This window comes from Streptomyces sp. NRRL S-340 (assembly GCF_000720185.1).
Lineage (GTDB): Bacteria > Actinomycetota > Actinomycetes > Streptomycetales > Streptomycetaceae > Streptomyces.
This window is the reverse complement of the sequence record NZ_JOIY01000032.1, coordinates 82,988-100,876: the sequence shown is the minus strand read 5'-3', so window position 1 is coordinate 100,876 and position 17,889 is coordinate 82,988. Positions and strand designations below refer to the sequence as shown.

15 protein-coding genes are annotated in these 17,889 nt (G+C 72.2%); 8 read left to right on the top strand and 7 right to left on the bottom strand.

The features are described from left to right. Positions 1–257: 257 nt before the first annotated feature. Positions 258–1,433, bottom strand: a complete 1,176-nt coding sequence (locus IG64_RS24320) for a PP2C family protein-serine/threonine phosphatase (RefSeq protein WP_037859831.1) — start codon at positions 1,431–1,433, stop codon at positions 258–260. Between the two features lie 162 nt (positions 1,434–1,595). On the opposite strand from IG64_RS24320, the gene IG64_RS24315 reads away from it, so the two are divergent. Then, entirely contained in the window at positions 1,596–2,837 is a 1,242-nt protein-coding gene (locus tag IG64_RS24315; RefSeq protein WP_107474342.1) for a GNAT family N-acetyltransferase, read from the top strand. A 31-nt stretch (positions 2,838–2,868) separates the two neighbouring features. Here the strand turns inward: IG64_RS24315 and IG64_RS24310 are convergent, their stop codons facing one another. Together IG64_RS24310 and IG64_RS24305 are read right to left on the bottom strand one after the other, a co-directional pair. Continuing rightward, on the bottom strand, positions 2,869–3,678 hold the full coding sequence (locus tag IG64_RS24310; protein ID WP_037859829.1) for an Fpg/Nei family DNA glycosylase: 810 nt from the start codon (positions 3,676–3,678) through the stop codon (positions 2,869–2,871). 428 nt (positions 3,679–4,106) lie between these two features. Further along, positions 4,107–4,592 (bottom strand): ribose-5-phosphate isomerase, encoded by a 486-nt coding sequence (locus IG64_RS24305; protein WP_037859828.1) that lies wholly within the window; start codon positions 4,590–4,592, stop codon positions 4,107–4,109. 292 nt (positions 4,593–4,884) lie between these two features. Here IG64_RS24305 and IG64_RS24300 point away from each other — a divergent pair, with 292 nt between their 5' ends. Then, positions 4,885–6,363 (top strand): amino acid permease, encoded by a 1,479-nt coding sequence (locus IG64_RS24300; RefSeq protein ID WP_037859827.1) that lies wholly within the window; start codon positions 4,885–4,887, stop codon positions 6,361–6,363. Positions 6,364–6,446: 83 nt separating this feature from the next. On the opposite strand, the gene IG64_RS24295 is transcribed toward IG64_RS24300, so the two are convergent. Further along, positions 6,447–7,028: a biotin transporter BioY gene (locus IG64_RS24295; RefSeq protein ID WP_037859825.1), complete on the bottom strand. Its 582-nt coding sequence runs from the start codon at positions 7,026–7,028 to the stop codon at positions 6,447–6,449. Positions 7,029–7,351: 323 nt separating this feature from the next. Between IG64_RS24295 and IG64_RS24290 the strand changes: the two genes are divergently transcribed. From IG64_RS24290 to IG64_RS24275, 4 genes are all read left to right on the top strand, one after another. Continuing rightward, positions 7,352–7,699: a hypothetical protein gene (locus tag IG64_RS24290; RefSeq protein ID WP_158771632.1), complete on the top strand. Its 348-nt coding sequence runs from the start codon at positions 7,352–7,354 to the stop codon at positions 7,697–7,699. 352 nt (positions 7,700–8,051) lie between these two features. Beyond that, complete coding sequence (locus IG64_RS24285; protein WP_037859819.1) at positions 8,052–8,957, top strand: TauD/TfdA dioxygenase family protein; 906 nt, start codon at positions 8,052–8,054, stop codon at positions 8,955–8,957. Between the two features lie 122 nt (positions 8,958–9,079). Beyond that, the gene (locus IG64_RS24280; RefSeq protein WP_037859816.1) at positions 9,080–10,477 is read left to right on the top strand and encodes an amino acid permease; all 1,398 of its coding nucleotides are present in this window, start codon (positions 9,080–9,082) and stop codon (positions 10,475–10,477) included. A gap of 155 nt (positions 10,478–10,632) precedes the next feature. Beyond that, a complete protein-coding gene (locus IG64_RS24275; protein WP_037859813.1) occupies positions 10,633–11,274 on the top strand; it encodes a superoxide dismutase in 642 nt (213 codons plus the stop codon). 130 nt (positions 11,275–11,404) lie between these two features. Here the strand turns inward: IG64_RS24275 and IG64_RS24270 are convergent, their stop codons facing one another. Further along, on the bottom strand, positions 11,405–12,076 hold the full coding sequence (locus IG64_RS24270; RefSeq protein WP_037859811.1) for a DsbA family protein: 672 nt from the start codon (positions 12,074–12,076) through the stop codon (positions 11,405–11,407). 164 nt (positions 12,077–12,240) lie between these two features. Here IG64_RS24270 and pepN point away from each other — a divergent pair, with 164 nt between their 5' ends. Then, positions 12,241–14,826, top strand: a complete 2,586-nt coding sequence (gene pepN / locus IG64_RS24265; protein ID WP_037859809.1) for an aminopeptidase N — start codon at positions 12,241–12,243, stop codon at positions 14,824–14,826. 206 nt (positions 14,827–15,032) lie between these two features. Continuing rightward, complete coding sequence (locus IG64_RS24260) at positions 15,033–16,091, top strand: hypothetical protein (RefSeq protein ID WP_037859807.1); 1,059 nt, start codon at positions 15,033–15,035, stop codon at positions 16,089–16,091. Positions 16,092–16,172: 81 nt separating this feature from the next. Here IG64_RS24260 and IG64_RS24255 read toward each other — a convergent pair whose 3' ends face one another. Further along, a complete protein-coding gene (locus tag IG64_RS24255; protein ID WP_037859805.1) occupies positions 16,173–17,318 on the bottom strand; it encodes a serine hydrolase domain-containing protein in 1,146 nt (381 codons plus the stop codon). A gap of 100 nt (positions 17,319–17,418) precedes the next feature. Further along, positions 17,419–17,886 (bottom strand): NUDIX hydrolase, encoded by a 468-nt coding sequence (locus IG64_RS24250; RefSeq protein WP_037859802.1) that lies wholly within the window; start codon positions 17,884–17,886, stop codon positions 17,419–17,421. Positions 17,887–17,889: the final 3 nt, after the last annotated feature.

The window sequence follows — 17,889 nt, the reverse complement described above, 5'->3', positions numbered from 1 at the left end:
AACGACCCCAGATCATCACTCGACCCACGCGAATCACGCATCAACGTCGACAACGTCTGCGCACCCATGTCGAACTTCACGCCGAACTCGCCTCCCCCAACAGCACACCAGGACTCACGCTCACCGCGGATCCGGCCCGGCGGGGTCCGGAGCCACGGCACAGCTGGGTTCCATCTCTACCAACTCACGCCGCGGCGGGGCAGTCCGGGGTCGCGATGTACACAGATGCATTACAAACCGGCCAGGGTGGCCAGTCCTCAGCGGACCGCGGCGGTCGGGCCCTCGCGGCAGATCAGCAGCAGGGCACGGTCGTCGTTGACGTCCTTGGCCACCGCCTCGATCAGGTGCCAGGTGGCACCGTGGAAGCCGCCGGCGACATAGCGGTCGGCCTCTCCGGTGAGGCGGTCGATGCCCTCGGCGATGTCGCGTTCGGCGGTCTCCACCAGGCCGTCGGTGAACAGCATCAGGACGTCACCGGGGCGCAGGGAGCCCTTGACGGAGTCGAACTGGGCACCGTCGTACACCCCGAGGAGCGGTCCCTCGGCGGCCTTCTCCTCCCAGCGGCCGGTGCCCGCGCTGAGCTGGAGGCCCGGCGGGTGCCCGGCGGAGTACAGCTCGTAGTCGCCGGAATCGAGGTCGAGGACCAGGTGGATGGAGGTGGCGAAGCCCTCCTCCCAGTCCTGGCGCAGTAGGTAGCCGTTGGCGGCGGGCAGGAAGGCGTGCGGGGGCAGGCTGCCGAGCAGACCGCCGAACGCGCCCGAGAGCAGCAGGGCCCGCGAACCGGCGTCCATGCCCTTGCCGGAGACGTCGGTGAGGACGACCTCCAGGGTCCGGCCGCCGTTGGTACGGGCGGCGACCACGAAGTCGCCGGAGAAGGACTGGCCGCCGGCCGGGCGCAGTGCCATCTCGTGGTGCCAGCCGCCGGGCAGCTGGGGCAGCTGGCTCTGCACGCGGATGCGTTCGCGCAGGTCGAAGAGCATGGTGCCGCCGCGCCGCCAGGGCACGCCCACCCGGCTGCGGAACTGGGCGATCAGCAGCCCGAAGAAGCCGCAGGCGGCGACCACCAGCACCACGCCCGGGGTGACCCGGGAGGGGCCTTCGGTGTAGGGGCCGAGCCGTACCGACTCCACGATCAGGGCGGTGGCCGCCGCCGCGTACAGGCCGAGCAGGCTGGCCGGGCGCAGCAGGAGGCCGCCGGCGACGATGGGCAGCACGAGCGCGACCGGGGAGAACCACACCGAGTCGACGAGGGTGAGCGCCGCGATCACCGGGATGGTCAGCAGCAGGCCGCCGAGCGCGATCCAGTCCGAACCGTCGCCGCGGAAGTAGTCGACGGCGGCTCTGCGCACGCCGACGCGGACCCGGTGCCACTGCATCTTCCACCGGGCCGTGAACGTCTCGGCTTCCGCGCGCCGCCCTCGTCCTGCTGCCATTAGTTCGGGACCCTATCCATCGGAGCCGCCGGTTGGCACGGGAGGTCCGACTTATCCCCCGTCCGGGGCTCGACTTCACAGTGAACTTCACGGTGAGCAACCGCGCCGCCACTCCGGCGAAATCTGTTCGACCGGGGCCCGGGCCGCTGGTAGGGATGGCCTATGGCGACTGACCTTGCGACCGAGCTGAGAGTGCTGCGACCGGACGAGTGGGACACGTGGTACGGCCACCTGATGCGTGCCTTCGGCGGGGTTCCGGAGCCGGCCGAGGAGCTGGAGCTGTACCGGAGTCTCACCGAGTACGACCGTTCGCTGGGCGTCTGGGACGGGGAGGCGTGCGTGGGCTCGGCGGGGGCGTTCAGCTTCCGGATGACCGTGCCCGGCGGCGCCCTGGTGCCCGTGGCGGGCGTGACGATGGTCGGCGTGGCCGCCACGCACCGGCGGCGCGGTGTGCTGACGTCGATGATGCGGCGGCAGTTGGACGACGTACGGACCTGGGGCGAGCCGCTGGCGGTGCTGACGGCCTCGGAACCCGGCATCTACGGACGGTTCGGTTACGGAACGGCCAGCTTCCAGCTGAGCGCCGAGATCGACACGGGCCGGGCCGTACTGTCCGTTCCGGCCGGCACGGACGGCGTACGGCTGCGGTACGTGGCGCCCGCCGACGTGCTCGACGCGTGTGAGGCGGTGTACGCGCGGCTGGTGCCCGGCCGGCCCGGGATGCTGGCCCGGCGGCCCGGCTGGGAGCGGCTGGGGCTGCTCGACCCGGAGAGCCTGCGCGAGGGCGCCTCACCGCTGCAGTGCGTGGTCGCCGAGCGCGACGGGGAGGTCACGGGGTACGCCCGCTACCGGGTCAAGCCCGGCTGGGAGTCCGGCGTGCCCGAGGGCACGGTGGTGCTGGACGTTTTGGACGCGCTCGATCCGGCGACCGACGCGGCGCTGTGGCGGTTCCTCTTCGACATCGACCTGACGTCGAAGCTGTCCGTCGGGAACCGGCCGGTCGACGACGCCTGGCAGTACCTGGTGTCCGACATCCGGCGGTGCCTGCCGCGGCTGCAGGACACGCTGTACGTGCGGCTCGTCGACCTCGGGGCGGCGCTGGCCGCGCGGACGTACCAGGCGCCGGTGGACGTCGTCCTGGAGGTCGAGGACGCGTTCTGCGGCTGGAACACCGGGCGGTGGCGGCTGAGCGGCGACGCGAAGGGCGCGGTCTGCGAGCGGACGTCCGAGGCGGCGGACCTGGCGCTGTCGGTACGGGAGCTGGGGGCGGCGTACCTCGGTGGTGTGCCGTTGACGGCGCTGGCCGCGGCCGGGCGGGTGCGGGAGCTGCGCGGTGGGGCGCTGGCGGAGGCGTCCGTGGCGTTCGGGTCTGCTGTCGCCCCCTGGCTGCCGCACGGGTTCTAGTCGTCCTCCGGCGGCGTTCCCGGGGCCGGGGTCACCGGTTCTGGCAGGTGGGGCACCAGAAGAGGTTGCGGGCGGCCAGGTCCGCGGTGCGGATCTCCGTGGTGCAGACGTGGCAGGGCAGGGTCGCCCGGCGGTAGACGTAGACCTCGCCGCCGTGGTCGTCCACGCGCGGCGGCCGGCCCATGGCGTGCGGGGTGTGCTCGGGGCGGACCGTGTCGATGCGGTTGTTGCGGACGCCCTCGCGCATGAGGGCGACGAGGTCCGTCCAGATCGCGTCCCACTCGGCCGGGGTGATGTCCCTGCCCGCGCGGTACGGGTCGATGCCGTGCCGGAAGAGGACCTCGGCGCGGTAGACGTTGCCGACGCCCGCGATGACCTTCTGGTCCATCAGCAGCGCCGCGATCGTCGTACGGCTGCGGCTCACGCGGGCGTAGGCGGCGGCCGGGTCTGCGTCGGGGCGCAGCGGGTCGGGGCCGAGGCGGTCGTGTATCGCCTGCTTCTCGGCGTCGGTGACCAGGGCGCAGGTCGTGGGGCCCCGGAGGTCGACGTACGACGTCGCGTTGGCGAGGCGGAGGCGGACGGTGTCCGTGGGCGGGGGCGCGGGGGCGTCGCCGAAGGTGACCTTGCCGAAGAGGCCGAGGTGGATGTGGATCCAGTCGGCGGCGCGGAAGCCGAGGAAGAGGTGTTTGCCGTGGGCCTCGGTGCGGGTGAGTTCCGCTCCGGTGAGGAGGGCGGCGGCGTCGGTGAACTTGCCCTGCGGGCTGGTGACGCGGGTGGGGGTGCCGGTGAAGCGGGTGGCGTAGTCCTGGGCCAGCCGGTGGATGGTGTGCCCCTCTGGCACGGTGCGGTGTCCTTCCCTGCGGTTGCCGGCCCGTCCCGGGCCCGCTGTTTCGGGCCGGGGTGGGGAAGCCGGCCTCCCGGGCTGCGGCCCGGACCCCTCGGTCTCCCACTCGACTCGGTGAGCTGAGAAGGCGTCCTCCCCGGGCTGCGCCTCCGGCCCCTCGGTCTCCCGCCCGCCCATTCGGCTCGTGGGCTGAAAAGGCGCCCTCCCGGGGCTCCGCCCCGGACCCCGGTCTCCCGCCCGCCCGACTCGGTGGGCGACAAGGCACCCTCCCGGGGCTGCGCCCCGGACCCCATGCGGGGGCTGCGCCCCCTGCACCCCTCGCGGGGCTCCACCCCTGCACCCCGGCGCGGGGGCCTCGTCCCCGCCCACGGGGCTGCGGCTCCGCCGTCTCCCCCAGCGTGGGGAACGGCGGAGCCGGTCCTCTCCTACTGCTGCGGGTGGTGCGCCGGGATCGGCGGGAGTTCTCCGGTCGTCTCGTACGCCGACAGCATGTCGATGCGGCGGATGTGCCGCTCGTCACCGGAGAAGGGGGTGTTGAGGAAGGTCTCGACGAACTTCGTCGCCTCCTCCACCGAGTGCATGCGCGCACCCACGGCGACGACGTTGGCGTTGTTGTGCTGGCGGCCGAGGGACGCGGTCTCCTCGCTCCAGGCGAGGGCGGCCCGTACACCCTTGACCTTGTTGGCCGCGATCTGCTCGCCGTTGCCCGAGCCGCCGATCACGATGCCGAGGGAGCCGGGGTCGCCCGCCGTGCGCTCGGCGGCGCGGAGGCAGAAGGGCGGGTAGTCGTCCTGGGCGTCGTAGATGTGCGGTCCGCAGTCGACGGCCTCGTGGCCGGCCGCCCTGACCCATTCGACGAGGTGGTTCTTGAGTTCGAAGCCCGCATGGTCCGAGCCGAGATACACGCGCATGGTCCGAGTGTGACACGGCGGGTGCGGGGCGGGCGGCTCGGGTCGGGAGCGGCGGCCCCTCCCGGCGGCACGGGGAAAGCGGCCGGGATTTGTCCGGGACGGGTCACCGGGCGGGTACGCGCCGTGTCCGTAATACCGCCGAGGGATATCCGAGCCGGGCTACAAACCTCAAGGAAAGCTCAAGTAACGATTACGTTTCGAAGGTTCACGAATTCCGTCACCTCGGATTCACTGGATCGACTCGTGCACCGCTCGCACGCGTAACCGCACACCGGCGCAAAAGGAATCCCCCATGACCTCGCAGCCGACCCTGCAGCAGTCTGGAAGCGGCCCAGCGAACCCGGACGGACACGGTTCCGGGCTCCAGGCCGGACTCAAGAACCGCCATCTCACCATGATCGCCATCGGCGGCGTCATCGGTGCCGGACTCTTCGTCGGCTCCAGCTCCGGCATCGCCACCGCCGGACCCGGCATCCTCCTCTCCTACGCCCTCGTCGGCACCCTCGTCGTCCTCGTGATGCGCATGCTCGGCGAGATGTCCGCCGCCAACCCCACCTCCGGCTCCTTCTCCGCGCACGCCGACCGCGCGCTCGGCGGCTGGGCCGGCTTCTCCATCGGCTGGCTGTACTGGTTCTTCTGGGTCGTCGTGCTCGCCGTGGAGTCCACGGCCGGCGCCAAGATCCTCTCCGACTGGATACCGGCCGTCCCGCAGTGGGGCTGGGCGCTCATCGTCATGCTGGTGCTGACCGCGACCAACCTGGTCTCCGTCGGCTCCTACGGCGAGTTCGAGTTCTGGTTCGCCGGGATCAAGGTCGTCGCCATCGCCGCGTTCATCGTCGTCGGTCTGCTGGCCGTCTTCGGCGTGCTGCCCGGCGTCCACGCCGACCAGGCCTCCTTCTCCAACCTGACCGGCCACGGCGGCTTCCTGCCGCACGGCCCCGGCTCGATCCTCACGGGCGTGCTGCTCGTCGTCTTCTCGTTCATGGGCAGCGAGATCGCCACGCTGGCGGCCGGTGAGTCCGAGGACCCGCAGAGCGCGGTCACCAAGGCGACCAACAGCATCATCTGGCGCATCGCCGTGTTCTACCTCGGTTCGATCCTCGTCGTCGTCTCCCTGATCCCCTGGAACGACAAGGCGATCACCGACAAGGGCTCCTACGTCGCCGCCCTCGACTCCCTGGGCATCGCGCACGCCGGCCAGATCATGAACTTCATCGTGCTCACCTCGGTGCTGTCCTGTCTGAACTCCGGTCTCTACACCGCTTCCCGCATGGCCTTCTCGCTCGGTCAGCGCGGGGACGCGCCGAAGGTGTTCGCCCGGACCACCGGCCGCGGTGTGCCGAGGACCGCGATCCTCGTCTCGGTCGCCTTCGGCTTCGTGGCCGTGTTCTTCAACTACAAGTTCCCGGACACCGTCTTCCTCTTCCTCGTCAACTCCTCCGGCGCGGTCGCCCTGTTCGTCTGGCTGGTGATCTGCTTCTCGCAGCTGCGCATGCGGCGGATCATCCAGCGCGAGGCGCCGGAGAAGCTGGTCGTCAGGATGTGGCTGTACCCGTACCTGACCTGGGCCGCGGCCCTCCTGATCGTGTTCGTCCTCGGGTACATGCTCACCGACACCGAACACGACGGCCGGGAGACCGTACTGCTGTCGCTGCTGGTGGCGGCGGTCGTGCTGGTGATCGCCGTGGTCAAGCAGAAGCTGGCGGGCGGCCACGGCCACCGGGCGGCGGCCGACGAAGCCGCCGGGACCGAGCAGATCCCGGCCGGCTGACCCGCCGGGGGCGGTCCTGGAAAAGCGGAAAGCGGGGGAGCCCCAAGGAGGCTCCCCCGCTTTCCGCTTTCCGGTACGCGCTGTCAGCGCCGGCCGGCGAACTTCCAGGCGGCCGGCAGCGCGCCCATCGCCAGGGCCGCCTTGAGGGCGTCGCCGACCAGGAACGGGGTGAGGCCCGCGGCGACGGCGGCGGAGGCGGACATGCCGGTGGACAGGGCCAGGTAGGGGACGCCGACGGCGTAGATGACCGCTTCACCGAGGATCATCGTGCCGGCCATGCGCCAGGCCGTGCGGTCGGCGCCGCGGCGGGCCAGCTCGCCGACGACGGCGGAGGCGATCAGCATGCCGAGGACGTAGCCGAAGGAGGGGGCGCCCGCGCCCGAGCCGCCCTCCGCGAACCACGGCACGCCCGCGACGCCGGCGAGCGCGTACAGCATGAGGGAGAGCAGACCGCGGCGGGCGCCGAGCGCGGTGCCGACCAGCAGGGCGGCGAAGGTCTGGCCGGTCACCGGCACCGGGGAGCCGGGCACGGGCACGGCGATCTGGGCGGCGATCCCGGTGAGGGCGGCGCCGCCGAGGACGAGGGCGGCGTCCCGGACTCGGGAGGAGGGCAGGAGGTCGGCGAGGACCTGGCCGGTGCGGACGGGGGCGGCAGCGGTGCTCATGGGGACTCCGCGGGGTGAGGGCAGTCGGGAACACCGCGACGCTATCCCAGCGCGCTCGAGCCGATCACCGTCTGCGCTCGACAAAGGGTGGAACGCGGGCTTGGTCGGCTCCGGACAAAGACCGTCGCTTACACCTGGTCCGGCGTGACGCCGGTCACTGAGGTGGGGTGGTCTTCCCTGCACGGGGACGGCGTACGGGGGCGCCGTCCTTCTGTAAGGTCCCGCCAAACCGGAGACGGCGCCCGACGATCCGAGGGGAGTCACCGTCACAGCGGAAGCGGAGCCCGACGATCCAGGGGCAAGCCACCGTCAGGGCAGAAACGGTGTCCGACGACCCAGGAGGGCGGGGCGGGCGTCCGCACGTGCCCGCCGGACTGGACGGCCGCCGGTTCGTGGCCGACGGGGCGCACCTGTCGGTGCCGTGCACCACGGTCGCGCCGCTCGACCAGGAGACGGTGGTGGTCACCGAGGTGGACGCGCTGTGCCGGGGCGACTGCCTGACGGCGTCAGGGACGCCGTCGGGGCGGAGCGGTACGCGTGCCGTGGTGCCGACCGCTTTCACGGATTCCGTGCTCGCGGTGACGGGCGGTTCGGTGGCCCTGGACGTGTTCTACCGGGGTCCGCCGAGCGTGTCACATGACGTTCACGGATTCAGAATCTCCGGTCGTTGACAGGGGTTGCGCGGGACCGGGAGCATTCATCCATGAGCCCGCTCACGAGCTGTCGCACTCTTTGTTGCTGACCCGTTGACGCGCCCCGGAGCGCATTTCCTCCGGTTCTCCTCGCGTGCTCCGCACCGATCCTCCGTGCGCGAATTCCCTTGGCGTCGCCCGGCCCTGACCGTCTGTCTTCCCGCTCGTCCTCCCGCTCGCCCTCCGTATTCCGCCGCCCGGAATCGCGCACGTCTGCCACCCCGTGAACCCACGGAGTTCTGCCATGCCGTCCGCACCGGTGTCCGGATGCGGCCGGCGCCCGGCCGTCCGCCCGTCCGCCGGTCCGTCCGTCCGTCTGAAGGGAACTTCCATGTCCATCGAGATCCGCAAGGTCACCGCGCGCATCGGCGCCCAGGTCACCGGGGTCGACCTGTCCCGGCCGCTCGGCACCGGGACCGTCGCCGCGCTCCGGGAGGCGCTGAACGTCCACAAGGCGCTCGTCTTCGACGACGTGCGGCTGGACGACGCGGGCCAGGAGGCCTTCGCCCGCCACTTCGGGGACCTCACCACCGCCCATCCGACCGTGCCGGCCGTCGAGGGCGCCCCGAACGTGCTCCCCGTGGACAGCGAGCGGGGCCGCTCCAACCACTGGCACACCGACGTGACGTTCGTGCTGAACCCGCCGCAGGCCAGCACCCTGCGCAGCATCACCGTGCCGCCGTACGGGGGCGAGACGCTGATCGCGAACGCCGCCCGGGCCTACCGGGACCTGCCCGAGCCGCTGCGGCGCCTGGCCGACACGCTGTGGGCGGAGCACACCAACGACTACGACTACGCGGTCCCGGACGAGGCGGTCGACGCGGCCGAGGCGGACCGGCGCGCCCAGTTCACCTCGATCCGGTACCGCACCGCGCACCCGGTGGTCCGGGTGCACCCGCTGACCGGCGAGCGCGGACTGTTCATCGGCGGGTTCGCCCAGCGGATCGTGGGCCTTTCGGTGCCGGAGTCCCGCAAGATCCTGGACCTGCTCCAGGCGTACGTCACCCGCCCGGAGAACGTGCTGCGCTGGCGCTGGTCGGAGCGCCAGCTGGTGCTGTTCGACAACCGGATCACGCAGCACTACGCCATCGACAACTACGACGGCCTGCCGCGCCGGCTGAACCGGGTGACGGTGGCCGGGGACGTCCCGGTCGGTGTCGAGGGCAAGGAGAGCCACTCCCTGGAGGGGGACGCCTCGCACTACACGCCCCTCGCGTCGGCGCCCGCCGCGGCGTAGCGTTCCGTGCACACTGCGTAGGGCAGGTGTCCGGATGGTGGGCAGCGGCTTCCCCGGAGCGGACGGGCTGCCCAGACTGTGGGAACTTTTGCCCCCTCTCCCCCCACTGGACGAGCGCGCCCATGCCCAGCAGCAGCACCCGCGCCAGCACCGCCGCCGGGACGACCCCGGCGGCGGAGGCGGCCCCCCTGTCCCACGGCCTCAAGCAGCGCCATCTGTCGATGATCGCCCTCGGCGGGGTGATCGGCGCCGGGCTGTTCGTCGGTTCCGGCGCGGGCATCGCCGCCGCCGGGCCGTCGATCGTCGTCGCCTACGCCCTCTCCGGCCTCCTCGTGATGCTGGTGATGCGGATGCTGGGCGAGATGTCGGCGGCGTACCCGTCGTCGGGCTCGTTCTCGGCGCACGCCGAGCGGGCGTTCGGCCCGTGGGCCGGTTTCACCGCCGGCTGGTCGTTCTGGGTGCTGTTGTGCACGGCGGTCGGCCTGGAGGGCATGGGCGCCGCGAAGATCGTCACCGGCTGGCTGCCGGGCACCCCGCAGTGGATGTGGGTGGCGCTGTTCATGGTGGTGTTCTGCGGCACGAACCTGGCCGCGGTGAAGAACTTCGGCGAGTTCGAGTTCTGGTTCGCCGCGCTGAAGGTCGGCGCGATCACCCTGTTCCTGGTGCTGGGCGTGCTGGCCGTCGCCGGGGTCCTGCCGGGCACCGACTCGCCGGGCGCCTCGCACCTGAGCGACTTCCTGCCGCACGGCGGCCAGGGCCTGATCGTCGGCCTGCTCGCCTCGGTGTTCGCCTACGGCGGTCTGGAGACGGTCACCATCGCGGCGGCCGAGTCGCAGGACCCGGTGCGCGGTGTGGCGAGCGCGGTCCGCACGGCGATGTGGCGCATCGCGCTGTTCTACGTCGGCTCCATGGCGGTCATCGTCACCCTCGTCCCGTGGAACGCGCCGGAGGTCGTCGAGAAGGGCCCCTACATCGCCGCGCTGGACCGGCTCGGCATCCCCGGCGCGGGCCAGCTGATGAACGTGGTGGTGCTGGTCGCGCTGCTGAGCGCGATGAACGCCAACATCTACGGGTCCTCGCGCATCGCCTACTCGCTGGTGCAGCGCGGGATGGGCCCGCGGGCCCTGGCCCGGGTCTTCGGTGGTGTGCCGCGGATCGCGGTGCTGGTGTCGAGCGTCTTCGGTTTCCTGTGCGTCCTGCTCAGCTACTGGCGGCCCGACGACGTCTTCCCCTGGCTGCTGAACATGATCGGCGCGGTGATCCTGGTCGTGTGGATCTTCATCGCCGTCTCGCAGCTGCGGCTGCGGCGCGCCCTGGAGCGCGAGGCGCCGCAGAAGCTGGTGGTGCGCATGTGGGCCTTCCCGGTGCTGACCTGGGTGGCGCTGGCCGGCATGGCGGCGGTCTTCGTGCTGATGGCGCGGGAGCCGGACACGCGGGTGCAGCTGTACTCGACCGGCGGCATGACGCTGTTCCTGGCCGCGGCCGGCTACCTCTGGCAGCGCACCCGCGCCCGGAACTGACACCGCGCGCCCGGCACGGCGCATCCGGGAGGGCGCATCCGGTACGGCGAGGCCCCCACGTGACACGTGGGGGCCTTCCTGTTGCCCGCGCCCGCATTGTTGTTGATAACTTGTAGTTGCAAGCTCTTTGCAATAACTGCCGGAGGGGATCTGCCATGCCCGTCTACACGCTGCCTGAACTGCCGTACGACTACTCGGCGCTCGCGCCGGTGATCAGCCCCGAGATCATCGAGCTGCACCACGACAAGCACCACGCGGCCTATGTGAAGGGCGCCAACGACACCCTGGAGCAGCTCGCGGAGGCGCGGGACAAGGAGTCGTGGGGTGCGGTCAACGGCCTGGAGAAGAACCTGGCCTTCCATCTGTCCGGGCACATCCTGCACTCCATCTACTGGCAGAACATGACGGGCGACGGCGGTGGCGAGCCGCTGGAGAAGGACGGCGTGGGCGAGCTGGCCGACGCCATCGCGGAGTCCTTCGGCTCCTTCGCCGGTTTCAAGGCCCAGCTGTCCAAGGCAGCGGCCACCACCCAGGGCTCGGGCTGGGGCGTACTCGCCTACGAGCCGCTCAGCGGGCGCCTGGTCGTCGAGCAGGTCTACGACCACCAGGGCAACGTCGGGCAGGGCTCGACCCCGATCCTCGTCTTCGACGCCTGGGAGCACGCCTTCTACCTCCAGTACAAGAACCAGAAGGTCGACTTCATCGAGGCCATGTGGCAGGTGGTCGACTGGCAGGACGTCGCCCGGCGCCACGCCGCCGCCAAGGAACGCGCGAACGTGCTGCTGCTCGCGCCCTGACGTGCGCCCCCGGTCGTCCCTCCTCGTGATCGTCTTCTCACCTTTCACGCGGGCGGGCGGAAAGAAGGAGACCCCCGCGAGGACAGGACTCGCGGGGGTCTTCCCGTAGGAGGGGCCTGTGGCGGAGGCCCTACAGGTTGCTGAAGTCCGGGGCCGCCGTCCGGGTCCGCTTGATCTCGTAGAAGCCGGGGACCGAGGCGACGGCGATGGTGCCGTCCCACAGGCGCAGCGCCTGCTCGCCCTGGGGCACCGGGGTGACGACCGGGCCGAAGAAGGCGATCTGCTCGCCGTCGGCACCGGGCAGCGCGATGACCGGGGTGCCGACGTCCTGGCCGACCTTGTCGATGCCCTCCTTGTGGGAGGCGCGCAGCTCGGCGTCGAACTCGAAGTCCTCCTGGTCGGCGTAGTCGATCAGGTCGGCGGGCAGGCCCACCTCCGCCAGCGCGGCGGCGATCGCCTCCCGGGTGGGGCCCTGGCCCTGGTTGTGGAAGCGGGTGCCGAGGGCGGTGTAGAGCGGGCCGAGGATGTCGTCGCCGTGCTTCTGCCAGGCCGCGGTCACCACCCGGATCGGCGCCCACGCCTTGGTGGTGAGCAGCTCGCGGTACTCCTCGGGCAGCTCGTCCAGCTTCGGCTCGTTGAGGACGGCGAGGCTCATGATGTGCCAGCGGACCTCGATGTCGCGCTGCTTCTCCACCTCCAGCACCCAGCGGGAGGTCATCCAGGCCCACGGGCACAGCGGGTCGAACCAGAAGTCGACGGGGGTCTTGCCGGAGGGGGTCGCCGCGGGGGCGGTCTGGGACATGGCTCTCCTCGGTACGGGGTGTGCGCGTACGGGACGGACCCGGCGGGGCCCTCGCAACGGGAACATCGACCGCCGCGCAGGGAATTCCCTGATGTCGCGGATCTGGACCGCATGGCAGGATCGGTGCTGTCCGCATCCTGAACACATCCGAGGGAGTGCCGTCTGTGCCCGGTGAGAATCTGTCCCGCGACGAGGCCCGGGAGCGGGCCGCCCTGCTGTCCGTCGACGGGTACGAGGTGTCCCTCGACGTGCGGTCGGCGGTCGACGCCGGGGAGGGCGCGGGGCCGCGCACGTTCCGGTCCGTCACCACGATCCGGTTCCGCTGCAACGAGCCCGGCGCGTCCAGCTTCGCGGACCTGATCGCGCCGAGCGTCACGGCCGTCTCCCTCAACGGCAGGGACCTCGACCCGAGCGAGGTCTTCGACGGCTCGCGGATCCTCCTGGAGGACCTGGCCGCCGACAACGAGCTGGTCGTCGACGCGCAGTGCGCCTACTCGCGCACCGGTGAGGGCCTGCACCGCTTCGTCGACCCGGAGGACGGCGAGGTCTACCTCTACACCCAGTACGAGCCGGCCGACTCGCGGCGCGTCTTCGCGAACTTCGAGCAGCCGGACCTCAAGGCGCCGTTCCGCTTCGAGGTGCGGGCGCCCGAGGAGTGGACGGTGTGGAGCAACGGGGCGGGTGAGCGGCACGACGGGGTGTGGCGGTTCGCCGAGACCAAGCCGATCTCGACATACATCACGTGCGTGGTGGCGGGGCCGTACCACTACGTGACGGACTCCTACGAGCGGGTGCTGGAGGACGGGACGCGGCTGGAGATCCCGCTGGGCGCGCTGTGCCGCAAGGGGCTGGCCAAGCACTTCGACGCCGACGACGTCTTCCTCGTCACCAAGCAGGGCCTGGACTTCTTCCACGACAACTTCGACTACCCGTACCCGTTCGGCAAGTACGACCAGGCCTTCGTGCCGGAGTACAACCTGGGCGCGATGGAGAACCCGGGCCTGGTCACGTTCCGCGAGGAGTACATCTTCCGCGGCAAGGTGACGCAGGCCTCCTACGAGGCGCGGGCCAACGTCATCCTGCACGAGATGGCGCACATGTGGTTCGGCGACCTGGTCACCATGGAGTGGTGGGACGACCTGTGGCTGAAGGAGTCCTTCGCGGACTTCATGGGCTCGTTCTCGCTGGTGGGCGCGACCCGGTTCACCGACGGCTGGATCACCTTCGCCAACCGCCGCAAGGCGTGGGCGTACCGCGCGGACCAGCTGCCCTCCACGCATCCGGTCACCGCGGACATCCGTGACCTGCAGGACGCCAAGCTGAACTTCGACGGCATCACCTACGCCAAGGGCGCCTCGGTGCTCAAGCAGCTGGTGGCGTACGTCGGCCGGGAGGCGTTCCTGGAGGGCGCCCGCCGCTACTTCAAGCGGCACGCGTACGGCAACACCCGGCTGGGCGACCTGCTGGCGGTCCTGGAGGAGACCAGCGGCCGGGACATGGGCGCGTGGGCGCGGTCCTGGCTCCAGACGGCCGGCGTCAACGCGCTGACCCCGCAGGTGGTGCTGGACCCCGAGGGGCGGATCCAGGAGCTGGCGGTGGTGCAGGAGGCGGCCGAGTCGCACCCCGAGCTGCGCCCGCACCGGGTGGCGGTGGGCCTGTACCAGCGCTCGGAGGTCGGCGCGCTGGAGCGGTACGCGCGCGCCGAGGTGGACGTGGACGGTGCCCGTACGGTCATCGCGGAGCTGGCCGGGCAGGACGCGCCCGACCTGGTGCTGGTCAACGACGACGACCTCACCTACTGCAAGATCCGCTTCGACGAGACGTCGCTGGCCACCCTGCGCGAGCACCTGGGCGCGCTCACCGATCCGCTCGCCCGGGCGCTGTGCTGGTCGGCGCTGTGGAACCTGACCCGGGACGCGCTGCTGCCGGCCCGCGACTTCATCGCTCTGGTGCTGCGGTTCGCGGGCCGCGAGACCGACATCGGCGTACTCCAGATGCTGCACGCGTGGGCGCAGTCGGCGCTGGTGCACTACGTGGCGCCCGCGTGGCGCGAGACGGGCGGGCGGGCGCTCGCCGAGGGGGCGCTGGCCGAGCTGCGGCAGGCCGAGCCGGGCAGCGAGCACCAGCTGGCCTGGGCGCGTTTCTTCGCGTCGCTGGCGTCGGCACCGGCCGATCTGGAACTGCTGCGGGCCCTGCTGGACGGCACCGAGGAGATCACCGGGCTGGAGGTGGACCAGGAGCTGCGCTGGGCGTTCCTGGAGCCGCTGGCGACGTACGGGGCGGCCGACGAGAAGGCGCTCGGCGACGAGCTGGCCCGTGACGACACCGCCTCCGGCAAGCGGCACCAGGTGCGCTGCCTGGCCGCGCGTCCCTCCGCCGCCGTCAAGGAGCGGGCGTGGACGCAGGTGGTGGAGTCGGACGCGCTGTCGAACGCGCTGGTGGAGGCGACCATCGCGGGCTTCGTGCGGCCCTCGCAGCGGGAGCTGCTGGCGCCGTACGCACAGCGGTACTTCGCGGTGATCGAGCGCGTGTGGCAGGAGCGGTCGATCCAGATCGGGATGGACGTGGTCCGCGGGCTGTTCCCGTCGCTGCGGGACTCGCGCGAGACGCTGGACGCGGCGGACGCGTGGCTCGCCGCGCACGAGGGGGCCGCGCCCGCGCTGCGCCGGCTGGTCCTGGAGGCGCGCGACGACCTGGCCCGTGCGCTGCGCGGGCAGGCGTGCGACGCGGCGGCCGGATCCGCCGGCTGAGCCGTCACCCGGACGGCCGCAGCTCTGGCCACGGCTCAGGCGTGGAGTAACCGTTACAAAGTTCCCGTAACCCCTGGCCCGTCCCTGGACGGACCAGGGGTTTTCGGCATCCGAACATGCGTCCTTTAGTGCAGGGTTGTCCTCATTTGTCGACGGGTGTGTAACAGCGGTTAGCGGGCGGGCCGGGTACGGGAACGTCCCGGGACATGAACCACGACACCCCGCTCTCCCCCCGCCCCCTGAGCCACCTGGCCGAGGCGCACCGCCGGGTCCTGACCACCGCCCAGCTCCGCGCCCACGGCGTGTCGGCGGCCGAGACGACCGAGCAGTGCCGGGCCGGCGGGCCCTGGCAGCAGTTCCTGCCGGGCGTCTACCTGCTCCATCCGGGCCCGCCGACCGGCGAGGAGCGCCTGCGCGCCGTGCTCCTGTACGCGACGCGCGGACCCGTGCCGCGCCCGGCGCCCGGGGTGCCGGCCCAGCCGACCGCGCGGCAACCGCACCGCCCCGCCCACCCGGACGTGATGATCACCGGACTGGCCGCCCTCACCCTGCACGGCTTCTCGGCCGCGCCCGCCCTGCTCGCGCTGGAGAAGATCGACGTGCTGGTGCCGCGGCTGCGGCGGCTGCGCTCGACGGGCTGCGCGCGGGTGGTCCGCACGGCCGAGCCGCCCGTCCCCGAGGTGGTCACGGGCGTCCCGGTGGCCCCGGTGCCGCGTGCCCTGGCGGACGCGGTGGCGCAGTCGCGGGACGCGGTCGCGGTGCAGCGGCTGCTGACGGAGGCGGTGCGCGGCGGGCACTGCGAGCCGGCCGCGGTGGTCCGCGCCCTGACCGCCGCGCGGCTGCTGACCCGCCCGTACGTGGTCGACGCGGTGGACTCGCTGCTCGCCGAGGGCCGCTCGATCGCCGAGGACCGGCTGTACCGGATGGTCGAGGAGCACGGCCTGCCCGACCCGGTGTGGAACGTGGACCTGCGCCTGCCCGGCGGTCCGCACCTGGGCGGCCTGGACGCGTACTGGCCCGATCAGGCGGTCGCCCTGGAACTGGACACCCGCGCGCCGCTCCAGGGCCGCCCCGACGAGGACTCCCTCTGGTCGGAGTACGCCCGCAAGCGCGAACACCTGGAGCGGCTGGGCATCACGGTCGTCCACATCACGCCCAGGAAGCTGCGCGACGCGATGGAGCAGCAGGCGACGGTGGTCCGCACGGCCCTGATGGCGGCGGCCGACCGCGATCCGGCCGCGTACGTGGTGGTGCTGCCGCGGTAGGCCGTCGGGGCGGCGGCGCGGGAGGGGGGAGCGGGGTCACGGACGGCGTCCGTGACCCCGCCGCGCCGGCGCCGGGACCGTTCAGCGGCCGCAGTACTCCGCCTCCACGACCGCGTCGGCGTCGCCCGCCCAGTCGCCGTTGAAGTTGAAGGCCAGGGCGTGGCGGCCGTCGGCGGTGGTCGTCGCCGCCGAGGACGAGCCGTGGATGCCGCCGTCGTGCCCCCACACGTGGACGCCGCAGGAGAGCCGGCGGTCCATCAGGCCGAGCCCGTAACCGATGCCGGGACTGCCGGTGCGCACCGTGGTCCGCATCTCCGCCAGTTGCCGCGGCGGCAGCAGCCGCCCCCGCAGCAGGGCCGTGTAGAAGCGGTTCAGGTCGGCGGAGTCGGAGACCATCTCGCCCGCCGAGGAGGCGAGGGAGGGGTTGAGTTCGGTGACGTCGTACACCGGTCCCGTCGTCTTGTCCGACAGCTTGGAGTAGGCGCGGCCGCTCGGGTGCGCGACGGTGACCCGGGTGCCGGGCAGCGACGTGGCCGTCAGGTGCAGGGGCCGCAGGATGCGCTCGCGGATCTCGTGGGCGTAGGAGTGCCCCGTCACCCGCTCGATCACCATCCCGGCCAGGACGTAGTTGGTGTTGGAGTACTGCCAGGAGGTGCCGGGGGCGAAGTCGGGCCGGTGGGCCATGGCGATCCGCACCAGGTCCTCGGGCCGCAGGGTGTCGTAGCGGTGCGCGAAGAAGCCGTCCTTGAGGAAATGGGCACGGCCGAAGCCTTCGTCGGCCGTGTAGCTGTAGACGCCGCTCGTGTGGTTGAGCAGTTGGCGCAGGGTGATGCGGCGGCCGTCGTGGCCGTGGCCGCGCACCACGCCGGGCAGCCACCGGTCCACCGTGTCGTCCAGCGACAGCCGTCCCTCCGCCTCCAGTCGGAGCAGCACCGTGGCCGTGAAGGTCTTGGTGATGCTGCCCACCCGGTAGCGGTCGTGCGCCCCGCGCGGGGCGCCGGTGCGCAGGTCGCCGACGCCCTCGGTGATGTTCCGGGTGCCCGAGCGGTCCCGCGCGGTCGCCGTCACGCCGGGCACGCCGTCCGCGACGGCGGCCCGGACCGCCGCGCGGGTCGCCTCGTGGCGGCCGTGGCCGTCCGGCGCGGCCGGCGCCCCCACCGCGGGTCCCGCCGCCACCGCCGCCAGCACCAGGGCCGCCGTCCCCGCAAGGCCCGCCCGTACCGACATCGTCTTCCCCTCTCCGCCGTCCGACCGGTTCGCGCTCAAGGACCGGGGACCGGGCGGGACGGTTGCCGGGCGGTGACCCGGTTGAGCGACATCCGGCCGTTCACGCCCCGCCGGACGGTTCCGGTGCCACGCGTCCCGCGGCCGGCCGCTCCCGCCACAGCCGCAGGCCGACGTCGACCAGGCCGACCCGCTCCAGTTCCGGCACCGCGTCCAGGTCGTGCCAGGCCGCCATGTCCGTGGAGCCGCCGGTCTCGTGGCGCAGGTCGCCGCCGGTGACCCGGGCCTCGTAGACGATGCGCAGCCCGTGGAAGTCGGCGTGGCTGCCCAGGGGCCGCGGGTAGGTGCGCCGGATGGAGTCGAGGCCGAGCAGGGCGACCGGCTCGACGGCGTACCCGGTCTCCTCCTCGGCCTCGCGGACCACGGTGTCGTAGGGGTCCTCGCCGTGTTCCATGCCGCCGCCGGGCAGGGTCCACCGGCGGGCGCCGTCCCGCGCGACCCAGCGGGCCAGCAACATCCGTCCGTCCCGCACACACACGGCGTAGGCCGCCACCCGCAACTCCTCACGCATGGG